General features: G+C 31.3%; 19 protein-coding genes. 13 read left to right on the top strand and 6 right to left on the bottom strand.

The genetic code is table 11. The features are described from left to right. The first annotated feature begins 1 nt into the window (after nucleotide 1). From ACH2BP_RS04110 to ACH2BP_RS04090, 5 genes are all read left to right on the top strand, one after another. Nucleotides 2–769 (top strand): endo alpha-1,4 polygalactosaminidase, encoded by a 768-nt coding sequence (locus tag ACH2BP_RS04110; RefSeq protein WP_395057285.1) that lies wholly within the window; start codon nucleotides 2–4, stop codon nucleotides 767–769. A gap of 1 nt (nucleotide 770) precedes the next feature. Then, a complete protein-coding gene (locus ACH2BP_RS04105) occupies nucleotides 771–2,726 on the top strand; it encodes a hypothetical protein (protein WP_395057283.1) in 1,956 nt (651 codons plus the stop codon). Nucleotides 2,727–2,745: 19 nt separating this feature from the next. Further along, a complete protein-coding gene (locus tag ACH2BP_RS04100) occupies nucleotides 2,746–6,513 on the top strand; it encodes a DUF2194 domain-containing protein (protein ID WP_395057281.1) in 3,768 nt (1,255 codons plus the stop codon). A gap of 226 nt (nucleotides 6,514–6,739) precedes the next feature. Then, entirely contained in the window at nucleotides 6,740–7,693 is a 954-nt protein-coding gene (locus tag ACH2BP_RS04095; protein WP_395057279.1) for an AAA family ATPase, read from the top strand. A gap of 14 nt (nucleotides 7,694–7,707) precedes the next feature. Beyond that, nucleotides 7,708–8,451: an SDR family NAD(P)-dependent oxidoreductase gene (locus tag ACH2BP_RS04090; RefSeq protein ID WP_395057277.1), complete on the top strand. Its 744-nt coding sequence runs from the start codon at nucleotides 7,708–7,710 to the stop codon at nucleotides 8,449–8,451. Here ACH2BP_RS04090 and ACH2BP_RS04085 read toward each other — a convergent pair. Beyond that, nucleotides 8,448–9,584 carry a hypothetical protein gene (locus ACH2BP_RS04085; RefSeq protein WP_395057275.1) on the bottom strand — a complete coding sequence of 379 codons (1,137 nt, stop codon included), beginning with the start codon at nucleotides 9,582–9,584 and terminating at the stop codon, nucleotides 8,448–8,450. The genes ACH2BP_RS04090 and ACH2BP_RS04085 overlap by 4 nt on opposite strands. 103 nt (nucleotides 9,585–9,687) lie before the next feature. Between ACH2BP_RS04085 and ACH2BP_RS04080 the strand changes: the two genes are divergently transcribed. The 8 genes from ACH2BP_RS04080 to ACH2BP_RS04045 all read left to right on the top strand — a co-directional run bounded on the left by ACH2BP_RS04080 (nucleotide 9,688) and on the right by ACH2BP_RS04045 (nucleotide 20,711). Next, nucleotides 9,688–10,806, top strand: a complete 1,119-nt coding sequence (locus tag ACH2BP_RS04080) for an acyltransferase family protein (RefSeq protein WP_395057273.1) — start codon at nucleotides 9,688–9,690, stop codon at nucleotides 10,804–10,806. 172 nt (nucleotides 10,807–10,978) lie between these two features. Beyond that, nucleotides 10,979–13,750, top strand: a complete 2,772-nt coding sequence (locus tag ACH2BP_RS04075) for a bifunctional aconitate hydratase 2/2-methylisocitrate dehydratase (protein ID WP_395057298.1) — start codon at nucleotides 10,979–10,981, stop codon at nucleotides 13,748–13,750. Between the two features lie 125 nt (nucleotides 13,751–13,875). Further along, nucleotides 13,876–16,140: an aconitate hydratase gene (locus tag ACH2BP_RS04070; RefSeq protein ID WP_395057271.1), complete on the top strand. Its 2,265-nt coding sequence runs from the start codon at nucleotides 13,876–13,878 to the stop codon at nucleotides 16,138–16,140. Nucleotides 16,141–16,264: 124 nt separating this feature from the next. After that, on the top strand, nucleotides 16,265–16,699 hold the full coding sequence (locus ACH2BP_RS04065) for an RrF2 family transcriptional regulator (RefSeq protein WP_395057269.1): 435 nt from the start codon (nucleotides 16,265–16,267) through the stop codon (nucleotides 16,697–16,699). Between the two features lie 216 nt (nucleotides 16,700–16,915). Next, on the top strand, nucleotides 16,916–19,021 hold the full coding sequence (locus ACH2BP_RS04060) for a cbb3-type cytochrome c oxidase subunit I (RefSeq protein WP_395057267.1): 2,106 nt from the start codon (nucleotides 16,916–16,918) through the stop codon (nucleotides 19,019–19,021). An 8-nt stretch (nucleotides 19,022–19,029) separates the two neighbouring features. After that, entirely contained in the window at nucleotides 19,030–20,043 is a 1,014-nt protein-coding gene (locus ACH2BP_RS04055) for a cytochrome c (protein WP_395057265.1), read from the top strand. 2 nt (nucleotides 20,044–20,045) lie between these two features. Continuing rightward, on the top strand, nucleotides 20,046–20,300 hold the full coding sequence (locus ACH2BP_RS04050; protein WP_395057263.1) for a hypothetical protein: 255 nt from the start codon (nucleotides 20,046–20,048) through the stop codon (nucleotides 20,298–20,300). 6 nt (nucleotides 20,301–20,306) lie between these two features. Continuing rightward, nucleotides 20,307–20,711: a cytochrome C gene (locus ACH2BP_RS04045; protein WP_395057261.1), complete on the top strand. Its 405-nt coding sequence runs from the start codon at nucleotides 20,307–20,309 to the stop codon at nucleotides 20,709–20,711. Nucleotides 20,712–20,775: 64 nt separating this feature from the next. Here the strand turns inward: ACH2BP_RS04045 and ACH2BP_RS04040 are convergent, their stop codons facing one another. The 5 genes from ACH2BP_RS04040 to ACH2BP_RS04020 form a co-directional block, all read right to left on the bottom strand. Further along, the gene (locus tag ACH2BP_RS04040; RefSeq protein WP_395057259.1) at nucleotides 20,776–21,054 is read right to left on the bottom strand and encodes a DUF2805 domain-containing protein; all 279 of its coding nucleotides are present in this window, start codon (nucleotides 21,052–21,054) and stop codon (nucleotides 20,776–20,778) included. 90 nt (nucleotides 21,055–21,144) lie between these two features. After that, on the bottom strand, nucleotides 21,145–21,981 hold the full coding sequence (locus ACH2BP_RS04035) for a sterol desaturase family protein (protein WP_395057257.1): 837 nt from the start codon (nucleotides 21,979–21,981) through the stop codon (nucleotides 21,145–21,147). A gap of 33 nt (nucleotides 21,982–22,014) precedes the next feature. Then, a complete protein-coding gene (locus ACH2BP_RS04030) occupies nucleotides 22,015–22,614 on the bottom strand; it encodes an alpha-ketoglutarate-dependent dioxygenase AlkB family protein (RefSeq protein WP_395057255.1) in 600 nt (199 codons plus the stop codon). A gap of 75 nt (nucleotides 22,615–22,689) precedes the next feature. Then, nucleotides 22,690–23,043, bottom strand: coding sequence for a DoxX family protein (locus tag ACH2BP_RS04025; RefSeq protein ID WP_395057253.1), 354 nt, complete (start codon nucleotides 23,041–23,043; stop codon nucleotides 22,690–22,692). A gap of 58 nt (nucleotides 23,044–23,101) precedes the next feature. Beyond that, on the bottom strand, nucleotides 23,102–24,013 hold the full coding sequence (locus ACH2BP_RS04020) for an EamA family transporter (protein WP_395057251.1): 912 nt from the start codon (nucleotides 24,011–24,013) through the stop codon (nucleotides 23,102–23,104). Nucleotides 24,014–24,178: the final 165 nt, after the last annotated feature.

Raw genomic sequence — 24,178 nt, 5'->3', positions numbered from 1 at the left:
TATGATGTTTTTATTTTCATTTGGTAGCTTGTTTGCAAAAACGAAGCCTAAATTTTTAGTATGTTATGGCAAATTTGATATTGTTAAGGTAAAAGGTTATGATTTACTTATTGTAGAAGCAGCACATTTTAAATATTCAGATATTCAGTTTTTAAAAAAATATAATAAAAAAGTGGTAGCCTATATTAGTTTAGGAGAAGTAAACGAAAGTGCTAAAGACTTTAAATTTTTGAAGGAAACAACCTCGGGTAAAAATAATGATTGGAATAGTCATTATTTAGATTTAACTGCTGAGAAAACAATTGTTGTATTAAAAAAGAGAATCAAAAACATATTCTTTATGGGATATGATGGTTTGTTTTTAGACAATATCGATAATTTTACTTCGTTTGGCCCAACCTTTAACCAGCAACATAATTTAATTCAGTTTATTAAAGAAATAAGAGGTATATATCTTGATAAGTTTTTAGTTCAAAATGCAGGACTCGAGATTGTTAATAAAACGGAAGAATTTATAGATTGTGTATTGATAGAATCAATTGTAACTGGATATGATTTTAATGAGAAAAAATATCAATTAAGAAGTGAGGCCGAAATTAAGCAGAGATTAGATGTGATAAATCAGCAATTTTACAATAGCAAGATACCCGTTTTATTATTAGAATATGCTAATAAGACAAAGTTGAAAAGAGAAGTTTCAAAAATTTTAAAAAGAACAAAATATTCTTTTAGTATTAATGAAATAACACTTCAAAAAATTCCTGATTAGTATGAATATATATTTAAATATAACATTAGGATTAATTAAGATTTTCTTTTTATTTTCAATGCTTTTTTTAGGAATTAAAAAATATGTACTCTTAAAAAGAGATTTTACATTTATTTTTGATGCCATTATAAGGAAATATTTTGAATATTTTAGTTTGCTAATATTGGTTCTTTTTGCAACAATTTACACTGGTTTCTATGACGGAATTGTAGTAAGTATTATAATGGCTATTATAGTTCTTGGGGATTATCTTAAGGTTACAAATCCATATTATTTTGTTTCTAAATTTAAAGAAAGATTTAAATTTAGACTTATTGATTTAGTAAAAAACCTTGAAAAAAATCAATTTTCTATTAAAAGTATCTTCACTGGGTATTTTAATTTTAAAAACAGAAAAAATATTTATATTTTATATTCAATAGCCTTTCTTCTAGGTTTAATTATATTGATATCGTTTTATTTTATTAGGTATGATCATTATTTGTTCTCACCGTCCTGGTTCGAAGTTTTAGAAATGATAAATGCAAAAGATGACCAAAAATGGTTTACTACATCTATCAAATCCGAGGGAATTTATGCATTTATTAACTATATATCTCATGTTACTAATTCCTCACCAGAAATAACGATTTATATATATTCGGTGTTCCAGTTATTGATTGTTGTCTTTTTTATTTTTTGGATAGTTGTAAAAATAACCAAATCACAAATTATAATACCTGTATTTGTTTCGTTATTTTATATACTTGGATTTACATATCTTCCAGTAAATATAACCAATTTTTATCAAAGTAGTTCCATGCATTTGGCATTTACATTGGTTTTTCCCATTATGATTTATACAATGAATCCTGAATCATTACCTTATAGTAAATGGGAAAGATTCGTTAGGTTTTTAATTGCATTTTTAGCCTTGGGATTACTAGACTTTTATATATTATTCTTTGCGCTTCCGTTTTTTTTCGTAATAAATTCTATTATCTATATCTCTAAAACTAATTTATCTAGATTAATACTTATTGGGGTCTACTTGCTTTCTATTATAGTTTTGTTATTGATGTATTCTCACTTTCTAGACGGTTTTTCAGAGAGTATTTCTGTTTTCTTTAAAAGAAACTTAATAGCTGTCGAATTGTATTTTTATAATCCATACATGTCTATTTCGGTTGATAGATTACTCTTTTATTATCAAATAATTTTTATTTCTGGTTTTTTTGTAAATATATTGTTTGCAATCTTATTTTTTAAAAAATGGAAAAAAAAAATGGTATTCTTCCTTTTCACATTAGTAATTTACCTTCTTACACAAATTAATTACATATGGATCGATAATGATTTATTATTAAGAATGTTGTCTATATTAATTCCAATTCAAACAGGTATAGTAATTTCAATATTTTTTGATTTATTCAAAATTATGTTCAAAAAAGAATATTATAAATCATACAGAGTTATAGTTGTCGTTGTAGTTACTGTTTTAATATTTGGTGCTTTACAAAGAAAACAAATATCGATTGAAAAAGAAGATTACGAAGTTCTAAATGAAGAGGTGCTTTCTGCAAATGAAAAAATATTAAGAAACTATTTGGATAGATCGTACATGGTTGTAAACAAAGAGGAGTTTATAGATTTAAGTAGTGGAAATCGATTTTTTATGTCCTATAAAGAATTTATGCATGAAAAATATTTAAAACAAGATAATCTCTACGCAAAGTATATCGGCAATAATAAATATTTGCATAAGCATCCTAATATAGTAATGCCCTCAAGTGTTTTAGTCTTTGTATATGATGAAAAATTTTCTAAAGATGTAGAAAGAAAATGGTTGCTAAATAGGATAAGCTATTTAGAATCTATTGGAAGACCTGTTAGAGAAATATATCAATCTAAATATTTAAAAGTTTTTGAAATTATAAATAAGCCTAATTCAAGTTATGTTACAGAAATGGTGTTTTAATAAAATTGCAAAGTTTATTTTGCTTATAATTATTATTTCTTTTACGAGTTGTAATAGTATAGAGTCTCTTTATAGAGCAAAAAGTCGTTGGTTAGAATCGAATCAAAAAGAATCTTTTTTAAAACCTTATGCTGATGTTGATTATAGCAAACAACCATTAGTGGAATATCTTTTGGATTCAAAAGACAGTATGTCAATAAACTATTTTAATCATTATAAAAAACTTTGTGATTATACTAAGTTGCCTTTTAATTTTAAGCCTACTTCTAGGTGGAATGCAGAAATGAATATCGAAAAATCGACCAAAGTATTAATTATAAAAAACACTAAATCGATTAATACTAAATCTATAGATTCAATTCTAAGTTTTGTTGCAAATGGCGGTACGTTATTATTACCAGCATCTTCTGAAGATAGAAGATTTGGATATTTTATAGGATTGGCTCCCAATGCAAAAATGGAGTTTGACGTTACTTCAAGAGGGTTTTATGATAAAGACGCACTATTAACTGGTATAGGGAACAAATTTTTCAAAAAGAATTACGGACATTTTGCTTACAGCAAAACAAATTTTTCAGACAAAGTTAAAACGTTGTTTTGGTCAGATGATTCAGAAAATTTCCCAGTAGTTCTTGAAAATAAAATAGGTAAAGGAAAGGTTGTTTATTATAATACAACAGTAGTTTTTGAAAAAAATGATAGAGGGCTACTTTTTTTAGGTTTATTAAGAGGTCTTCAAGGGATTCCTTATCCAGTGGCTAACACGAACACAATATTTCTAGATGACTTTCCTTCTCCACTTTATGATATTAAAAAAGAGCCAATAAAATCAGAGTTTAATTTATCGATGAATGATTTTGTTCATAAAGTTTGGTGGTCAGATATGACAAAGCTGTCCAAAAAATATGATATTAAATATACAGCAATGTTAACTTTCGATTATAATAATTTTAGAAAAGCACCATTTACATTCAAACAGTGGGATTTTGCAAAAGCAAAAGTTCGTAAAAAAAAGTACACAACCACAAGTTTTTTAGTTAAAGATTTAATCAAAAAAGGACATGAGCCAGGCTTTCATGGGTACAATCATATATCTTTATTGAAAAGCGAATGGAAAGATACTTTGCAGATCGCTTTAGCTTTTAAAGCGGTTAAAAAGAAATGGATAGTTAGTGAATTTGGGGATTATCCTATTACCTACGTTCCGCCATCAAATCAAATCGATGAATATGGAATAAAAAATTTGAAGAACAGTTTTAATTCCCTAAAATATATGAGTAGTTTGTATATAGGGAATAGTAAATTAGGTTCGAATAGAGAGTTTGATTTTGATCCATATCATAAAAATCTTTTCGATTATCCTAGAATTTCAAGTGGTTTTTATCTTGATGAAACCGATGCATACGATATATACTCAACTTTTTTATACACGGGTATTTGGAATCATTTCGTGCATCCAGATGACGTCTATCAAATTAAGGCGAATAATAATGAAAAGTATAAATACGATTATGAATCTAGGAATAAATATAATTTAGGTTGGAAAAAGAAGAAAAAATCTCTTTATGGAGCATTTAGTAAGTTTGTGAGCAATTATAAGATAAATTATCCTAATAGTCGTTTCCTTACTGCAAAAGATGCTGTGCCAATTGTAATAGATTGGAGAGCCTCAAGATATGGGCATTTTGAAACTCAGGATAGTTATACGGTTAAGGAACAGACTAATTTATTCGAAATAAACAAACCAGTAACGTGGTTTGTTTATTTCGAATCTGTATCGGGAGCTAATAAAGACGAAATAGATAAACAGTCAAAAACCTTCAGTCAAAGTGATTTTTTTGGAGGTAAATTAGTCAATTTAACGGCAAGTAATCATCTAACTTTTACAAGGGATAATATAGGTATTTCCGATGGAGAATATAAAACAATAACGCAGGATTTTGTTAAGTTCTGTGACGACCAAAGAAAATATATAACCGGAATTGACTCAAAGTATTCAGAAGATGAATTCAAAAAAAGGTTAGAAGATGAAAAGAAAAAATTGCTAGAAATTATGTTAAGCGATAGTATAATTGACCCAAAAATATGGAATAAATATGCCTATTATGCTTCTTGGGAAGAAAAAGGAGATGATGTTTGGCAACTTTTAGACAAACATTGCAAAAAACACCCTTCCCAACATAATGTAAATTATTCTTTCGAGCTTTCTAGAATTCTAGGATACTCTTCAAATGATTTGCAAAAACATTGGATTGAGTTACAGTACAAGTGGAATCCAGATGATTTAAAAATATTAAAAGAATATTTACAAATAATTATTTCGACTAAAGAGTATAAAGAAATAGGTGACGTGCTAAATAAAATTCATCTGTTAGAGCCTATATGTTCCAATCAAGAAGCTTATATTTCCCATCTTTTGCTCTATGATAAAGACAAAGGATTTGAGGAGTTAAAATTAATAAATCCAAGTCAATCTTTCTTTAATGATCAATTAGTGTCTGATATTTGTTGGGCTTATGTTAATAATCAGGGCGATTATCAAAACGCAATTAATTGGTCTGAATATTCCGATCTAATAGGTTTCGATACAAAATTATCTTGGATGTATGAATTAAAGCAATATATTGAACTTGAAGAAGAGTATCAAAGATACATGAAGAAAAATCCTGAGGATTATTCTGTCATGGCAAAAATGGTTTCGATTTATCACGCTTTAGGAAAATTTAAAGAAGCTTGGGATATTGCTCAAAATATAAAAGATGAAGAAATAAGAGCAGAATTAAAAGAATTTTTAAATAAAGAAATTGTTTATGTCGATGAAGAAATTCAAGAAGTTATTTTAAAAGAACCATCAGATTTTTTAACAGAGGAAAGTAAAGAAATTATAAAAGATAAGCTTAAAAAAATGTATGGGGATTATGCAGAAACAAAGTCTACATTAGAAACTTTTGTAAAAGACAAAACCAGTTTTCAAAATTTAGTTTCATATAACGACTTTGACAAGAAAAAGAACTTGCATTCCTATTCAATCTCTCATAAAGATTTGTTTGGGTTTAACATAAATGAATTAGGTGTTAATGAAAATCAATCCAATACTGTTTATGGAATTCATTATAAGTTTAAGAAAAAACCTAACAAATTAAAAAAAGATTTTTCATATTATTATGGAGCAGGACTTGAGTATGATGAAAATTCAAAACTTTTTTATAACGCAAAACTAGGCTATACGATTAGTCCAAAAAGAGGAACGTTTAGTTTGGAGGCTAATTATAAACCAGTAAATTTCAAAACCGCGTATGATCAAAATGTTTACGAAATGCAATTAAATTCATATTATAACAAGTTTTATAATTTATTAGAAATAGAATCTTATTTTGAAGCAAATTACTATGATAAAATTGGAGTTTTTGGAACAAATCTCAATACGAAATTAAAAGCACCTCGCAACAGAGAAAAAATGTTTAAAACCCTTCCGTTTATTGAAGGAGCACTTTCTTTCTCAAATATTGAAAATGAAGTGATGAGTACGCCAGTTTATTTATTCAAAAATAGATTCTATGGCGGAGGCGGTATAGATTTAAATATAGGAAAAGAAGAGGCTAAAATTATAGGATCAGTTATTGGAGGGTATTATTTTGATAGTTACACTTCAAATTTCATTAACTTGAAAGGTAACTTAGAATATAATTTTTTAAAATATGCTTATCTGAAAGGCTCGTATAATGTTTTTTTTCAAGATAAATTCTATACTAATGTATTTCAATTTGGAGTTAAATACATATTTTAAATCGGAGTTGGATTGTTGTTTAGGAGCAAAATATTTTCCTTTCTTTTCATCTCATTTACCGCCTCCCTATAAGTTTCGGGACGTTCAAATCTGTCATTACGAAACACGAAGTAATTATATATGATTGTTTTAATTTTCTAACACGGGTTATGACTTAAGTGTGGATATTGAATAATTATAAATTTTACTTACATTCGTAATTCATAATTTATAATTCAAAACAAACATGTCTGATGTTGCTGCCATTCAAAATCTAGTTCAAAAACAAAAAGAACTAAAACAAGAAATTGCTAAAATAATAGTTGGTCAAGACGAAGTGGTAAACCAAATCGTGTTGAGTATATTTTCAGGAGGACATGCTTTGTTAGTAGGGGTTCCAGGATTGGCAAAAACCTTAATGGTCAATACCATTGCGCAAGCATTAGGTTTAGATTTTAAGCGTATTCAGTTTACGCCAGACTTAATGCCATCAGATATACTAGGAAGTGAAATTCTAGACGAAAATAGAAATTTTAAATTCCTAAAAGGACCTATTTTCTCTAATATAATCCTTGCCGACGAGATAAATAGAACTCCACCAAAAACACAAGCCGCTTTATTAGAAGCCATGCAAGAAAAGTCGGTTACTATTGCTGGGGAACAGCATAAATTGAATTTGCCTTTCTTTGTATTAGCAACGCAAAACCCGATCGAACAAGAAGGAACTTATCCTTTGCCAGAAGCGCAATTAGACCGTTTTATGTTTGCCATAAAATTAGATTACCCTTCCTTTGCTGAAGAAGTACAAGTCGTAAAAAGCACCACTGCCGATTTTGATGTAAAAGTAAATCCATTATTTACAGCACAAGAAATTATCGATTTTCAGCATCTAATTAGAAGGATTCCTGTGGCGGATAATGTAATAGAATATGCAGTGACTTTAGTCTCAAAAACTCGTCCAGACAATCCTTTGTCTAATGAGTTTATCAAAAATTATTTAGATTGGGGAGCAGGGCCAAGAGCTTCGCAAAACCTTATATTAGCAGCAAAAACCAATGCAGCACTCAACGGAAAATTCTCTCCAGATATAGAAGATGTTCAAGCTGTTTCCACAGGAATTTTAAGACATAGAATCATCAAAAACTACAAAGCAGACGCAGAAGGAATTAGTGAAGAAATGATTATTAAAAAGTTGTTTTAATTTTTCATTAAGAAATGAAAAAACACTTAATTATTACAGGCGGAAACAAAGGAATTGGTAGCGGAATAGTTTCAGCTTATAAAAATAGCGGTTACCAAATTATATCTATCGCTCGAACACTAAACCCATCGGATGAATATAAAGAAGTTACACAAATTGTTTTAGATTTAATTATAACTGAAGATTTAGAAAATGCTTTTTCTCAAATATTAAATGCAATCGATAAAGATGCTGTCGAAAGAATAGTCTTTATAAACAATGCTGGAACTTTAGGAAAAATAGGAAGATTAGAGAATAATTCGGTTTCAGATATTCAAAGTATAATTCAGATTAATACCATTACTCCGTTTTTGCTAACTTCTGTATTTCTTAAAGAAACTCAAAATTGGAATTGTTCCAAAAAGATAATTAATATATCGTCTGGTGCGGCTGTAAAACCTTATTATGGCTGGTCATTATATTGTGCTTCCAAAGCAGCGATAGATATGATGACCAAAGCAGTTGCAGTCGAACAAGAAACAATCGAAAACGGAACAAAAATAGTAGCTATTTATCCAGGTGTTGTAGATACTGATATGCAAACACAAATTCGTAAAAGTAAGATTGAAAATTTTGCCGATTTGCAACGATTTATAGATCTCAAAGAGTCTAATTCATTAGTCAGTATCGAAACTATTGGTAAAGAAATTTTCGAAATAGATAGATTAGAAAATTATCCAAACGGTGCTGTTCTGAATGTTTCGGAATATAGAGACTAATGTAAAATTTTCTCGTCTAATTCCTCATCATAAAAAAATAAAAACATACTTCCCATCATGTCTTGGTATATTTTGGAGTTATTATTTGTAGTTAAAACCAATTCATATTCGTGATTTCCGTACAGCCAAAGACCAGTTTGGGAGCTAAATGGTTCTATTTTTGCCAAGCCAATTTTGTTTTTGTAATTCGTCACTTTACAAGAAATAATGGTCTTATTTGTAGTCTTGTCAAAAATGCTAATATTGGTGGCAAACGGGTGCACATGTGGTGCCGAAAAATGCAATCGCAAACTATCTTTAATTTGTAATTGTTTCGTTATAGAGCTTCTGTAAGTCTTCATTCCAGTTGGGATTACCCAATGTCCGGATAACATATTTCCTTTGCCATCATCATAACTATGATTTTTTGTTTCCACAGGAATACACTGGTTGCTGGCTGGATCTAACGGACATTTATAAGGATTTTTTTTGTCGTAAGGCAACTCAATAAATACCGTTTTGTTTAGCAATGGTTTCTGAGTTTTGTTATAATCTTCATATTTTACAGTGACTTCATGTTTTATGGTTTTAAAAATAGATGGAATATTTATGTTCAATGATTGTGTGGTCACATTTAAAAAATCATTTCCCATAATTGGAACGCCAAAACCTTTCGGGAAATCGAAATTTTCTAATCCGTTTGATAACGATGTTAATCTGGGATATTGCTTTCCAATTCTATCTTCTAATTGCCAATGACTGTAATACTGCGTGTCATTTATATCTACATTCATATGACAAACAAAATCGTTTGAAATTTGTTTGTTGGTTTTTTCGTCAATTGCTTTTACATTAAAACCAGTAATCCAAAGTAGTTTTTCGGTTTGATTTAGTTGAATATATCTTGATGCTTTTGGCCCTTCCATAGATTTATAAATACCATCAATTAAGAAAGTAGGAGAGCGCATTTTGTATTCCTTCGTGTCGTTGTTAACAACCCATTCGCTATCAACCAATCCTGTTTTTTGCAAGAAAATAGTTTTTACAATAGCTTTATGTCTGTTCGATAATAGATAAAAAGTACCAATTCCCAAGATACTAGAAAGGAAAAAAGTAAATGCCAAATATTTGTATATCTTTGATTTTAGAAGCATAAAAAGTCTAAAGTTTTAAAGTCAAATGTCATAATGTCAAATCGAAAGCTATAATAACTTTCGACTTTAAGACTTTCGACTTAAGGTAACAAATATAACAGAAATGAATACATTAGAAACACAAAATACCACACGAATTTTCGGATTAGATGTAATTCGTGCACTTGCTATTTTGCTGGTTTTGTTTTCGCATGTGTATTATTTAATTGATAGTTCGAATCCTTTAGTAATTTCTTTAAGTGGATTGTCAGGTTTTGCTGGTGTAGAGTTGTTTTTTGTGTTGAGTGGTTATCTGATAGGTTCCATATTATTGCGACAATATGTTGCTGATGATTTTTCGCTACGAAGTGTGTTTGTTTTCCTAAAAAGACGTTGGTTTCGTACTTTACCCAATTATTATTTGATACTTTTTGTAAATCTAGGAATTGCTTTTTTGTTAGGTTATCCTTCTCAATATTGGTATAAATATTTTTTCTTTTTTCAGAATTTTAAAACATATTCAATTGGTTTTTTTTCAGAATCATGGAGTTTGTCAGTCGAAGAATGGACATATTTAATGTTACCTTTTAGTTTGTTTTTTGCATTAAAGTTTGGAAATCAATTATCTAAAAAATGGAGTTTCCTATCTACAATTCTTTTGTTAATTATTCTGGCTCATATTCTTCGCTATTTTAATATGAAAAACAACGATATTTCTACTATGGAAATCTGGAACACAAACCTGAAATCAGTCGTGATTTATCGTTTCGACACAATACTATATGGTGTTTTATTAGCTTGGTTGCATCAGTTTTATAGCCATTTTTTAGATAAGTACAAAGTCTATTTTCTAATATTGGCAGCGCATTTATTTGTCTTACAATTTGTTATTTTAAATGTTTTAGGTGTCGATATTATATCTTGTCCAGTGTATTTTTTGGTTTTCTATTTTACACTTTCGTCAATGATTTTCTTTTTGACATTGCCTTATTTTATCTTTTGGAAAACTTCAGAATCTGTATTTTCTAAGCGTATTACTTTTATAAGTAAAACATCTTATGCAGTATATTTAATTCATTATAGTATTGTAGTTGTGCTTTTTAAATATTTACTCAATCAACTTTTCTTTCAATTACCAACGAGTTTAATTTTATTTGTCTATTTAGGAATTACCTTTTCGTTATCCTATATTTTATATCGATTCTACGAAAAGCCAATCATGAATTTGCGGGATGAGAATTAAGTTTCTTTAATATTTGCATTCTATATTAATTATTTGATAAAAATCATACATCAAAACTCCTCTTTTCATAAATATTCAGGATCTATAAATATATTTGATTAAAAATTTTTAAATAGCGCACCTAATCCGTAAATTTGGAAAAAAAAAATAAACCTTATTACTTGATATGGAAATGAATATTTATAAAGAATACATTAAAGAAATTGAAGAAAGAAAAGGTCAAGGACTTCACCCAAAACCAATTGATTGTGCTGAATTATTAAGCGAAATTATAACTCAAATTAAAGATGTAAATAATGCAGATAGAGCTGATTCTCTTCAGTTTTTTATTTACAATACGTTACCAGGTACAACAAGTGCTGCTGGTGAAAAAGCTAAGTTTTTAAAGGAAATTATTCTAGGTGAAGAAGTGGTAAAAGAAATTACTCCTGAATTCGCTTTCGAATTATTATCGCACATGAAAGGTGGTCCTTCAATTGAAGTGTTACTAGATTTAGCTTTAGGAAATGATGTAGCAATTGCCAAAGAAGCTTCTAAAGTACTTAAAACTCAAGTATATCTTTACGATGCAGATATGGATCGTCTAAAAGCTGCATTTGAAAGTAATAATGAAGTGGCTAGAGAAACTTTAGAAAGTTATGCTCAAGCAGAATTTTTTACAAAACTTCCAGAAGTAGCTGAAGAAATTAAAGTCGTTACTTTTATCGCTGGTGAAGGAGATATTTCTACAGATTTATTGTCACCAGGTAACCAAGCACACTCTCGTTCAGATCGTGAATTGCACGGTAAATGTATGATTACACCTCAAGCACAAGATGAAATCAAAGCTTTACAAGCACAACATCCGGATAAAAGTGTAATGTTAATTGCAGAAAGAGGTACGATGGGTGTAGGTTCATCTCGTATGTCTGGTGTAAATAACGTAGCGCTTTGGACAGGAAAACAAGCAAGTCCATATGTGCCGTTCGTAAACTTTATGCCAATCGTTGCAGGAACAAACGGAATTTCTCCAATTTTCCTAACTACTGTAGATGTTACTGGTGGAATCGGTTTAGATTTGAAAAACTGGGTAAAAAAGACAGACGCTAACGGAGAAGTAGTTCGTAACGAAAGTGGTGATCCAGTTTTAGAAGAAACCTATTCTGTAGCAACTGGAACGGTTCTTACTATTAATACAAAATCAAAAAAATTATATAACGGAGACCAAGAATTAATTGACATTTCTAAAGCTTTTACGCCTCAGAAAATGGAATTCATCAAAGCTGGTGGTTCTTATGCGATTGTTTTCGGTAAAAAAATTCAAACTTTTGCAGCTAAGACTTTAGGAGTTGAAGCACCTCTAGTTTATGCACCTTCAAAAGAAGTTTCAATTGAAGGACAAGGTTTAACAGCTGTTGAAAAAATCTTTAACAGAAATTCGGTAGGAACAATCTCTAAAAAAGCATTACACGCCGGTTCTGATGTTCGTGTAGAAGTTAATATCGTTGGTTCTCAAGATACAACAGGATTAATGACCGCTCAAGAATTAGAATCTATGGCTGCAACAGTGATTTCGCCAATCGTTGACGGTGCTTACCAATCGGGTTGTCATACGGCTTCTGTTTGGGATAAAAAAGCACAGGCAAATATTCCTAAGTTAATGAAATTCATGAATGATTTCGGTTTAATTACCGCTCGTGATCCAAAAGGGCAATATCATGCCATGACAGACGTAATTCATAAGGTTCTTAACGATATTGTAATTGACGAATGGGCTATCATTATTGGTGGTGATTCACATACAAGAATGTCGAAAGGTGTTGCATTCGGTGCTGACTCTGGAACAGTTGCTTTAGCGCTTGCAACAGGTGAAGCTTCAATGCCAATTCCTGAATCTGTAAAAGTGACTTTCAAAGGAGAAATGGCAAGTTATATGGATTTCCGTGATGTGGTTCATGCTACTCAAGCGCAAACGTTACATAAATTTGGTGGAGAAAATGTTTTCCAAGGAAGAATTATTGAAGTACATTTAGGAACGCTTACAGCTGATCAAGCTTTCACGTTTACAGATTGGACAGCCGAAATGAAAGCCAAAGCTTCAATTTGTATTTCAGAAGATGATACTTTAGTGGAATCTTTAGAAATTGCGAAAGGAAGAATCCAAATCATGATTGATAAAGGAATGGACAACAAAACACAAGTTCTTCAAGGATTAATCAATAAAGCAAATAAAAGAATCGCTGAGATTAAATCAAGTGAAAAACCTGCTTTAACTCCTGATGCTAATGCAAAATATTATGCTGAAGTTGAAATTGATTTAGATGTGATTAACGAACCAATGATTGCTGATCCAGATGTAAATAATAAAGATGTTTCTAAAAGATATACGCACGATACAATTAGACCTTTATCTTTCTACGGAGGTGATAAAAAAGTGGATTTAGGATTTATCGGTTCTTGTATGGTGCATAAAGGTGATATGAAAATCTTAGCACAAATGCTTAAAAACGTGGAAGCACAAAACGGAGAAGTTAAATTTAACGCACCGTTAGTTGTCGCTCCTCCAACATATAACATCGTAGATGAATTAAAAGCGGAAGGAGATTGGGAAGTGTTACAAAGATATTCTGGTTTCGAATTTGACGATAACGCTCCAAAAGGTGCAGCTCGTACAGAATACGAAAACATGTTATATTTAGAGCGTCCAGGTTGTAACCTTTGTATGGGGAACCAAGAAAAAGCCTCAAAAGGAGATACAGTTATGGCAACTTCAACTCGTTTGTTCCAAGGACGTGTGGTAGAAGATACGGATGAGAAAAAAGGAGAATCGTTACTTTCTTCCACGCCAGTAGTTGTCTTGTCAACCATCTTAGGAAGAACACCAACCATTGAAGAATACAAAAAAGCAGTGGAAGGTATCAATTTAACTAAATTCGCACCATCTCATAAGTTATTAGTGAACTAATCAAATAGTTAACTAATCATAATTGAAAAGCCCGAGTGATAAACTCGGGCTTTTTCTTTTATTCCTTCTTTATTTTTTGTAAATTGTGATGATTATATTCAAACAAATAACATAAAATAAATACTATGGCATTCGATATAAAAATGATTGAAAAAGTGTACGCAAGTATGGCTGCTCGTGTAGATAAAGCTCGCGAATTAGTCGGTCGTCCACTTACCTTAACCGAGAAGATTTTATATGCTCACTTATGGAAAAAAACACCAACTACCACTTTTAAAAGAGGCGAAGATTATGTGGATTTCGCTCCAGATAGAGTCGCATGTCAAGATGCAACCGCGCAAATGGCTTTATTGCAATTTATGCACGCAGGTAAAAAAACAGTTGCTGTTCCAACAACAGTGCATTGTGATCACTTAATTCAAGCAAAATCTGGTGCTGCCGAAGATTTAGCTTTCGCGAATAAACAATCCAAAGAAGTTTTCGATTTCCTTTCATCCGTTTCTAATAAATACGGAATTGGATTCTGGAAACCAGGTTCTGGAATTATTCACCAAATCGTTTTAGAAAATTATGCCTTCCCTGGCGGAATGATGATTGGTACCGATTCACACACTGTAAACGCAGGTGGTTTAGGAATGCTAGCCATTGGAGTTGGTGGTGCAGATGCCGTTGATGTCATGTCTGGAATGTCTTGGGAATTAAAATTTCCTAAACTAATTGGAGTGAAACTAACAGGAAAACTTAGCGGTTGGTCATCTCCAAAAGATGTAATTCTAAGAGTGGCAGACATTCTTACTGTAAAAGGTGGGACTGGAGCTGTTGTAGAGTATTTTGGTGAAGGTGCAATAAATATGTCTTGTACAGGAAAAGGTACGATTTGTAATATGGGTGCAGAAATTGGAGCCACAACTTCAACCTTTGGTTACGATGATTCGATGAGAAGATATTTAGCAGCAACTGGTCGCCAAGATGTGGTAAATGCAGCAGATAAAGTCGCGGATTATTTAACAGGTGATGCAGAAGTATATGCTAATCCAGAGCAATATTTCGATCAATTAATTGAAATTAACTTATCAGAATTAGAACCACATATTAACGGACCATTCACACCAGATAGAGGAACGCCAGTTTCTAAAATGAAAGAAGAAGCCGCACAAAACGGCTGGCCTATTAAAGTAGAATGGGGTTTAATTGGTTCTTGTACGAACTCTTCTTACGAAGATATGTCGAGAGCCGCATCTATTGTGGAACAAGCCGTTGCACACGGTATCACACCAAAAGCTGAATTCGGAATTAATCCAGGTTCTGAACAAATTAGATATACGATTGAAAGAGATGGAATTATCGCCACTTTCGAAAAAATGGGAACCAAAGTATTTACCAATGCGTGCGGACCATGTATCGGACAATGGGATAGAGCAGGAGCAGACAAACAAGAGAAAAATACTATTATTCACTCGTTTAACCGTAATTTTTCTAAAAGAGCCGACGGAAATCCGAATACACACGCATTTGTAACCTCGCCAGAAATGGTAGCAGCAATTGCGATTTCGGGAAGATTAGATTTCAATCCATTAATTGACACTTTGTTGAGTGATACGGGTATGGAAATAAAATTAAACCCACCAAAAGGAGACGAATTACCCACTAAAGGTTTCGATGTAGAAGACGCAGGTTTTCAAGCGCCGGCTGAAGATGGTTCTACCGTGGAAGTAGTGGTTTCGCCAACTTCAGATAGATTACAATTATTAGCACCATTTGCACCTTGGGACGGTAAAAATATCGAAGGTGCGAAATTGTTAATTAAAGCGTTCGGAAAATGTACGACGGATCATATTTCTATGGCCGGACCTTGGTTACGTTTTCGTGGACATTTAGATAATATTTCTAACAATATGTTAATTGGTGCAGAAAATGCTTTCAATTGTAAAGCCAATTCGGTTAAAAATCAATTAACTGGTGAATATGGTGAAGTTCCTGCGGTGGCAAGAGTGTACAAATCAGTTGGTATTCCTTCAGTTGTTGTAGGAGATCATAATTATGGAGAAGGTTCTTCACGTGAACACGCGGCTATGGAACCACGTTTCTTGGGTGTTGTAGCAGTTTTAGTGAAATCGTTCGCTCGTATTCACGAAACAAATTTGAAAAAACAAGGAATGTTAGGTCTTACTTTTGCTAATGAAGCAGATTACGATAAAATTCAAGAAGACGATACAATTAACTTTACAGATTTAGTTGATTTTGCTCCTGGAAAACCATTAACCATAGAATTTGTTCATGCTGATGGCTCAAAAGATATTATTTTAGCAAACCATACTTACAATGATAGTCAAATTGGTTGGTTTGTAGCCGGTTCTGCATTAAACTTAATTGCTGCTGGTAAAGCATAATTGCAATATATTTTATATGGGAACGCCTCGAGGAAACTTGAGGTGTTTTTTTAAATATAAAAAGATAAAAAACTCTTTTTATATTTAATTTTTTTTTACATTTGTACCATAAATTTATAAATCAATGTTTTCAAAATCTTGTGAGTATGCAATTAAAGCAATGATATTTGTGGCTCAAAAATCGAAAGATGAGTTGCGAGTAGGTGTAAAGGAAATTGCAAAAGGCATAGACGCACCAGAACATTTCATCGCGAAAATATTGCAGGATTTAGGTAAAAAAAATTTGTTAAATTCTGTGAAAGGTCCAAATGGTGGATTTTATTTGGATCGAATAAATTTGAAATGCTCGATTGCAGATGTTGTTAAAGCTATTGATGGTGACGGAATTTATAAGGATTGTGTTATTGGTTTAAAATTATGTTCAGAGAAAAATCCTTGCCCAGTTCATTTTGAGTTCAAGGAAATAAAAAAAAATTTAATTACAATGCTTGAAGACAATACCATAGCCAACTTTAATGAAAAGTTAGATACAGGAAAATTTTTCCTTAAAAATAAATAGCTTTTTTTATTATAATAAAAGATAAAAAGATATTAATATATTAAATACTGCTATTTTATTAAGACCTATGAATTTTACAAATCTCACACAATGTTGTACAAGTATTAAAAAATATTTTAGATGATATTTACTGGGCAATTTAAAATCAATGATTTGAAAGTTAGAATTTTATAATAAAAATAGAACAAAAAAAATAAATAAATAAACAAGTAAAATATGAAACCAAATAAAAAATTATTTCTCACTTTTTTGATGACTTTTTTGATGTCAAAAATTAGTTATGCTAAGGACGCGACTAACATAATCAGCGATAATTCCAATACTTTAGCTTTGTGGTTGGTGTTTATAGTCGTACTTGTTCCAACGGTACTTTTTATTGGGAGTTTGTATTACAAATTTAAAAACAAAGTTGTTGAAAATGAAGAATGGAACCAATTGGGAACCGAAGAACATTTTTCGGAGCATTTAAAGAATCTAAGCAAAAGTCAAATTCAAAAATTAGGGAATTTGAAAAACAATAAAGCAAATATTTTAGTGTTATTTCTTTTATGTTCCACGACTATAATCGCTCAGGATTTTAAAAATCAAAAGGAGAATTTCTTTTCTCAACCGGGCATAATAATTACAATTATTTTAATATTAATTCCAATTTTACTGGGTGTCATATTCGCAATGGTAAAAGCCAATAATATGGTTAAACTTTATTTGAATAAAGAAAAAATTGCCGAAGCCGAAGCATTTGCAAATCATTTGAAAAGTATTGACACCTCCCAATTAGAAGAAACTTTACATAATAGAGAAACAGCTTTAGATTATAGTCTAACTAATTTTGAACTTTCAGGAACTGAAAAAGCAGAAGACAAAATCGGAATTCTAAACAATATCAGTGACAAGCATCAAGTGCATTTTACTGCTTTGAAAAAAAGAGCCGTTCAAAAACCAAGTTTAGAACCCGGAATTGCAAAACTCATTTTATGGTATTTTGGTTGTGCCACTTTTTGGTTGGTTGTCGGAACTGGAATTGGAGAATATTTAGGGATAAAATTTGTAGCGCCAGATATGGACCATCAAAGTTGGTTGAGTTTCGGAAGATTGAGGCCTGTTCATACCAATATTGTTTTTTGGGGTTGGGCATCTCTAGCAATGATAGGATTAGGGTATTATGTTGTTCCAATTGTAAGTAATGCTAAAATTTATAGTTTGAAATGGGGTTGGTTTGCATTAGCATTAACCAATTTGATGGTAATTTTTGGAACCATTTGCTTAATGTCTGGCATCAATAATGGTGGAGGCGAATTTAGAGAATACATTTGGCCAGTCATGGCGCTATTTGCAGTAGCACTTATTCTTACTTTGGCTAATTTTATTTTAACTGTAGCCATACGAACAACCAAAGAAATTTACATTGCAAATTGGTACATTGTTTCAGCTATTATTTTTACAATCATTGTGGCACTTACCGCTTATTTACCTTTTTGGCAGGACGGCGTTTCTGAAACTATTGTGCAAGGATACTTTATGCATTCGGGTGTTGGTATGTGGTTTACACTTTATACTCTTGGCTTGTTGTATTACTTTATTCCACAACAATTGAATAGACCCATTTATGCTTATAGTCTAGGTATTTTAGCTTTTTGGACACAAATAATATTCTATACCATAATTGGTACACATCACTTTGTTTTTGCTCCATTGCCCTGGTGGCTCCAAACGGTTGCTATCGTTGGAAGCGCAGGGATGATAATTCCTGTTGTAGCTGGCACTATAAATTTCTCAATGACTTTTAAGGGACAATGGAACAAAGTAGGTACAAGTTACACGTTACCTTTTTTCCTAGTAGCCGTAGTTTATTATTTTATTGTGTCATTACAAGGCACGGCTGAAGCATTCAAGTTTACCAATTTGATTTGGCACTTTACCGATTTCACTGTTGCTCATGCGCATTTAGGTTTCTACGGAATTATAACATTTGCACTTTGGGGTGGATTTTATGTAGTGATACCAAGATTGACAGGAAAAGAACCACCACAACACTTGGTTGGAGTTCATTTTTGGCTGGCCTTTATTGGATTGATATTGTATTCAGTTCCACTATCCATTGGGGCAACTTTAAGAGGATTAATGTGGATGGAAGGAAAGCCATTCATCGACAGTGTCGTTTTAATGTTTGATTATTGGCTTTGGCGTGCCATCGGTGGAAGTTTGATGTTTATCTCTCACTTGGTTTTTGCTTACAATTTCTATCAGATGACAACCAAAGAATTGGAAGAAGTGGATGTAAAAGACGAAGCGTTTAAGATTCTAGAAAAACAAATCAAATAATTATTGCCATGAATATTTTCAATAACCACAAGAGATTATACATCACAGCTGGGCTTTTATTTACATTTTTAACCTATTTGGTTGTGATAATGCCAGCATTTCAAAATCAATACAACAACCTGCCTTTGCCAGGAACAAAGCCACTTTCTGGTGATGCTAAAGCTGGGAAACTACTTTACATTTCCGAAGGCTGTGTAGGCTGTCACTCCCAACAAGTTAGAAATGTTGAAATGGATAAAATGTTTGGAAGCCGTCCGGGAATGGCAGCGGATTATGCGAATATTGGTCGAACCAGTATTTGGCAAAACACAGCAACACTAATGGGGACAGAAAGAACTGGCCCAGATTTAACCGATGTTGGTAATCGTCAGCCTAGTAAAGATTGGAATTTAATGCACTTATTCAATCCAAGGTCAGTTGTACCGCAATCAATTATGCCTTCATATAAATGGCTTTTTGAAATAAAAGCAGTTCCCTTAAAAACAGATATAATTGTTAGTATGCCAGAACAATTCCTCAACGGAAAAACTGGTAAAGTTGTCGCTACAAATGAAGCTTTACAATTGGTAGCCTATATACAATCGTTAAAACAAACACCTTTGCCAAGTGGAATATTGCCAGCTGAGTTTTTGTATAAAAAAGAAGTTGTTGATACTAAAAATTCTAAGGAAGGAGAGTCTGTAAACGGAAAATCTTTATATGAAGCCAATTGTGCAGCTTGCCATCAAGCCAATGGAGAAGGACTAAAAGGAGCATTTCCATCACTAAAAGGGAGTCCTGTTGTTGAAGGAGAAAACCTCGAATTGTATGTGGATATTATTATGAATGGCTATGATGCAAGGCCGGAATTTGGTGTTATGGCTGGTGTTGGAACCAATATGAATCTGACCGAAAATGAAGTGGCAGCCATCATAAATTACGAAAGAAGTTCTTGGGGGAATAAAGGCAAAAAAGTAACACCCGAAGAAATTAAAAAAATCATGGATTTTATAAAAATTAAAGTTTCTGCAACAAATCAGTAAAAATGAAAAAATTAATCACATTTCTATTTCTAATGGTATTTCAAATCGCAGTATTTGCTTGTCCGGTTTGTGAGCGCAACCAACCAAAAGTTTTGCGTGGTATTGTTCATGGTGTTGGACCAGAAAGTAATTGGGATTATATTAGTATTTGGTTTACCATAATCATTGCATTAATCACATTGTTTTATTCTTTAAAATGGTTAATTAAACCTGGAGAAAAAAATACAGATCATATTAAATATTCAATTTTAAAATAAAAAATTATGAGCAATAAAAGTTCTGTAATCTTATTTTTAGACGACAATCAAAAACCTTATGGAGAATTTTCGGTACCAATAAATTTTGAATTGGATACAACAAAATTAGTCGACGGTGATCATATTTTAAAAATTGTGAGTAAAGACCCAAATGGTAAAGAAGGTATTCGTAAAATTCCGTTCAAGGTAAGAAATGGCCCGGCAATTGCAATTGAAGGTATCAAAGAAAATGAAATCGTAGATGGTGTGATCCCAATAATGATAAATGCTTACGGAAAAGGCGACCAGAAAAAATTTCTAATTGAAGGTAGCGAAACACCACACTCTATTCCAGCTTGGCTTTGGGTAGTAATTGTTGGTTTTGTAGGCTGGGCAATTTATTATGTAATAACGGCTATGAAAATCATTTAACTAATACATAATATTTTAATATAGTAAAAGGCTGTTCTTAAGAACAGCCTTTTACTATATTTATTTAGTCAAACTTGTTTTTTATATAATATTTACCGTCTAAGTCATCATCAAACTCATCAATTTTAATTTGCTTCGGTTTTGGTTTTCCAGCATTGGCTTTCTTTTTCCAAATTTCAAATTTGTCTGCTGGCAACTTCTTTTTCATAATTTCAAGAACCTGTTTTTCTTCAATACCTAGTTCTTTTTTAATGATTTCAAAAGGATTTCTTTCCTCATTTGCCAATGTGATTAATTTTTGAGTTTCTTCCCAACTCAATTCTATGCTTTTACTTTTTTTCATTATTTTAAAAACAATTCAGTTTATTTTTTTTAAAGGTTACAAATTATATTCCAATATTAATCAAAAAAAACTAAGATTTGAAAATTATTTTCATTTATTTAATTCTGATACAAATGTATGACTTGATCTGAAAGGAATTTTTAATAAATTCCAGAGTTTATTGTGTTCTTCAGGATTCATATGAGTATCAATTCCATAAATAATTTCGCTCATTGGGAGACTTAAAAAAGTACCAAATAACCTGTCCCAAACCGAAAAAATATTACTATAATTACTATCGGTATACGGTAAAACATAATGATGATGTACCTTATGCATATTAGGCGAAACAATAAAATAACTAATAAAATTGTCTAATTTTTTAGGCAAAGTAATGTTTGCGTGATTAAATTGTGATAAAAAAATTGACAATGATTGGTACAAGAAAAACAACCATATTGGAGCGCCAACTATTATAATTGCTAAGGTTGTAAATAAAAAACGAATCACACTTTCTCCAGGATGGTGTCTGTTTGCTGAGGTTGTATCTATCCAAGTGTCTGTATGATGGATGAGATGAAAACGCCACAATATTTTCGTTTTATGTTGTACGTAATGTGGCGTATAAGCACCAATTAAATCCATAAACAATAATCCAATAATAGCTTGCAATAAAAGAGATTTTATAGACAACCAATGTAAAATTCCAAACTCATTTTCGGTAACCCAAATAGAACTTTTAAACAAAATTATTGCCAATGTAAAATTGATAATAATAGTAGTAAGTGTAAAAAAAACATTGATACCAGCGTGTTGCCATTTGTTATATTTGAATTTGAAAAGAGGAAATCCATTTTCGATAATCCAAAAAAGCGTAATACCACCAACAATTAAAAAACTTCTATGGGAAGAAGAAATATTTTGAAAATAGGTTACAATTTCATTCATAAAAAAAATATTTTATCAAATTTAGCAAAAAAACTATTTGATAATTCTAAAAGTTAGATTTATTCTAGGGTCAATTTCTTTTTTTGTTTTCGGAATTTGATGTTTCCAAAAATGTTGCGTACTACCTTTCATAATTAATAAACTTCCGTGTTGCAAAACGATATTTTGTTTCAGTTCGAGTTTATTGTGTTTTAACTGAAAAACCCTTTCGGCTCCAAAACTTACCGAAGCAATTATAGGATTTCGACCCAATTCCTTTTCATTATCAGCATGCCAACCATTGCTATCTTGACCATTTCTATAATTATTTAATAAAACGGTGGTAAAGTTTTCATTACAAATTTGCTCTATTTCTTCTTTTATAAAAACAATCAATGGTGTCCATGGATGAGGTTGCATCACAATATTCGAATAACCATAAGGCTTTCCTTCATTGCCAAAAAGCGCAGTTAGTCTTGGTTGTGCATGTTTTTTCCCGAAAACAGTTATACTGTCTTGTTGCCAAGGAATTTCTTGTTGAAGTTTTAAGAAAAGTTCATTGGCTTTTGCCAAAGAAAAAAAATCGGGATAATATTCGATTTCGGCATCGGCCAGATTGAAAATAATTTTTTCTTCAGGAAATAGAGAATTCATATTTTAAAAATAAAAAAAATGATAAACATCATTCCTTTTCATTAAGTACTGTTTTTTTGTTTAATAATTTATTTATCAAGTATATAAATATGCCCAAAATATTAAGACAAGTTGTATTGGTAATCTTAATAACCGCATCGTTTTAGACATACCTAGACTCGCATTGTCATTTTTGTACATATATAAGTTTGCAGGAAAAATGGCGATTAGTAATGCAATAATTCCCCAAGAAGCAAATTTTGATGTGAAAGGTAAACAAAGAAAAATCCCCAAAATTATTTCGGCAATACCGCTTAGTGAGTTTAATAGTTTAGGATTTGAAAAATATGGAGGAATGATTTTTATATACAATCTCGGATTTCTAAAATGATTGAAACCCGCTAAAATATATAGCAAAGCCATTAGATATAAATGCCAAGGTAAATTCATAATTAAAATTATTTATTACGAATTTACCTAAAAAAGTTTTAAATAAGTTAAAATTATATTATTTTTTTTCAAATTGAATATTCATAATCACAATAGCAAGAATAATTAGAATAATTCCTATCCATTGTGTGATAACAACGGTTTCGTTCAAAATAAAATAAGCCATCATTACCGAAACCGGAAGTTCTAGAGCCGAAACAATACTTCCCAATCCAATTCCCGTTAGCGGAAAACCAGCATTCATTAACATGGGCGGAATTACTGTTCCAAAAAGGGCCAAAAGAATTCCCCATTTGTAAAAAATATCATAATTGAAAGGAGTCGTTTGTGTGAAAATAGCAAAAATAAAAACAATAATCGCACCACCTAAAAGCATATACAAGCTGCGTTGTGCAGATGAAATTTCAGTAGCAACTCTATTTGCAGTAAACATTGTTGTGGTAAATGAAGCTGCTGCTAAAAGCCCTAAAACAATTCCTCGCCAATCTAACTCTATTTTGTTTTGAATTAAGTTTGTCGCCAATGCAGTTCCGAATAAAACTACAAAAACTGCTGCGATTTTTATTTTAGAAGGCATTTTTTTCTCTAAAAACATTTCTAATAAAACACCAATCCAAACAGTTTGCATCAACAATACAATTCCTATAGAAACGGGAATATATTTGACCGCTAAATAATAAAATATACTGGTTAATCCTGTCGAAGTTCCAGCAATCATAAGTTGCTTTATATTATTTGGAGTTGCTTTAACTACTTCAGTTCTTTTTTTTGCTTTTTGCAAAGCGTTTATTATGAGAATGGCGATAATTCCTATTATAAACTGAGCTGAAATTACTTCGGCTGGTGTAAATGTATTACCAGTAATTCCTTTGTGGGAATAAGCCAGTTTTACAAAAGTTGCCAACATACCGTAGCTTGTAGCTCCTAATCCTACAAGAAAAACCCCTTTTAGTACACTATTATTTGTCATTATATAAATTTTAAAAAGCGGGCAAAGATAAGGCTAATTTTAGTTCATATGATTCTAACTTCGAATTTAAATTCTTTAATTAAAAAATCATGATTTATCTGTTACAAGTTTTATGTAAAATTAAATTTATATATTTGAGTAGAGATTATGAAAAAAACCACTTAA

The organism is Flavobacterium sp. (assembly GCF_043756175.1).
In the GTDB taxonomy this organism is placed as follows: Bacteria; Bacteroidota; Bacteroidia; order Flavobacteriales; family Flavobacteriaceae; genus Flavobacterium.
This window is presented reverse-complemented; position numbering and strand designations above follow the sequence as displayed.

Excerpts from the sequence above, each read along its gene's own strand:
- ACH2BP_RS04110 (WP_395057285.1), top strand. The coding sequence starts at position 2 with ATGATGTTTTTATTTTCATTTGGTAGCTTGTTTGCAAAAACGAAGCCT.
- ACH2BP_RS04105 (WP_395057283.1), top strand. The coding sequence starts at position 771 with ATGAATATATATTTAAATATAACATTAGGATTAATTAAGATTTTCTTT.
- ACH2BP_RS04020 (WP_395057251.1), bottom strand. The coding sequence starts at position 24,013 with ATGACAAATAATAGTGTACTAAAAGGGGTTTTTCTTGTAGGATTAGGA.
- ACH2BP_RS04060 (WP_395057267.1), top strand. The coding sequence starts at position 16,916 with ATGAAACCAAATAAAAAATTATTTCTCACTTTTTTGATGACTTTTTTG.
- ACH2BP_RS04035 (WP_395057257.1), bottom strand. The coding sequence starts at position 21,981 with ATGAATGAAATTGTAACCTATTTTCAAAATATTTCTTCTTCCCATAGA.
- ACH2BP_RS04050 (WP_395057263.1), top strand. The coding sequence starts at position 20,046 with ATGAAAAAATTAATCACATTTCTATTTCTAATGGTATTTCAAATCGCA.
- ACH2BP_RS04090 (WP_395057277.1), top strand. The coding sequence starts at position 7,708 with ATGAAAAAACACTTAATTATTACAGGCGGAAACAAAGGAATTGGTAGC.
- ACH2BP_RS04080 (WP_395057273.1), top strand. The coding sequence starts at position 9,688 with ATGAATACATTAGAAACACAAAATACCACACGAATTTTCGGATTAGAT.
- ACH2BP_RS04025 (WP_395057253.1), bottom strand. The coding sequence starts at position 23,043 with ATGAATTTACCTTGGCATTTATATCTAATGGCTTTGCTATATATTTTA.
- ACH2BP_RS04085 (WP_395057275.1), bottom strand. The coding sequence starts at position 9,584 with ATGCTTCTAAAATCAAAGATATACAAATATTTGGCATTTACTTTTTTC.
- ACH2BP_RS04065 (WP_395057269.1), top strand. The coding sequence starts at position 16,265 with ATGTTTTCAAAATCTTGTGAGTATGCAATTAAAGCAATGATATTTGTG.
- ACH2BP_RS04040 (WP_395057259.1), bottom strand. The coding sequence starts at position 21,054 with ATGAAAAAAAGTAAAAGCATAGAATTGAGTTGGGAAGAAACTCAAAAA.
- ACH2BP_RS04070 (WP_395057271.1), top strand. The coding sequence starts at position 13,876 with ATGGCATTCGATATAAAAATGATTGAAAAAGTGTACGCAAGTATGGCT.
- ACH2BP_RS04075 (WP_395057298.1), top strand. The coding sequence starts at position 10,979 with ATGAATATTTATAAAGAATACATTAAAGAAATTGAAGAAAGAAAAGGT.
- ACH2BP_RS04095 (WP_395057279.1), top strand. The coding sequence starts at position 6,740 with ATGTCTGATGTTGCTGCCATTCAAAATCTAGTTCAAAAACAAAAAGAA.
- ACH2BP_RS04030 (WP_395057255.1), bottom strand. The coding sequence starts at position 22,614 with ATGAATTCTCTATTTCCTGAAGAAAAAATTATTTTCAATCTGGCCGAT.
- ACH2BP_RS04055 (WP_395057265.1), top strand. The coding sequence starts at position 19,030 with ATGAATATTTTCAATAACCACAAGAGATTATACATCACAGCTGGGCTT.
- ACH2BP_RS04045 (WP_395057261.1), top strand. The coding sequence starts at position 20,307 with ATGAGCAATAAAAGTTCTGTAATCTTATTTTTAGACGACAATCAAAAA.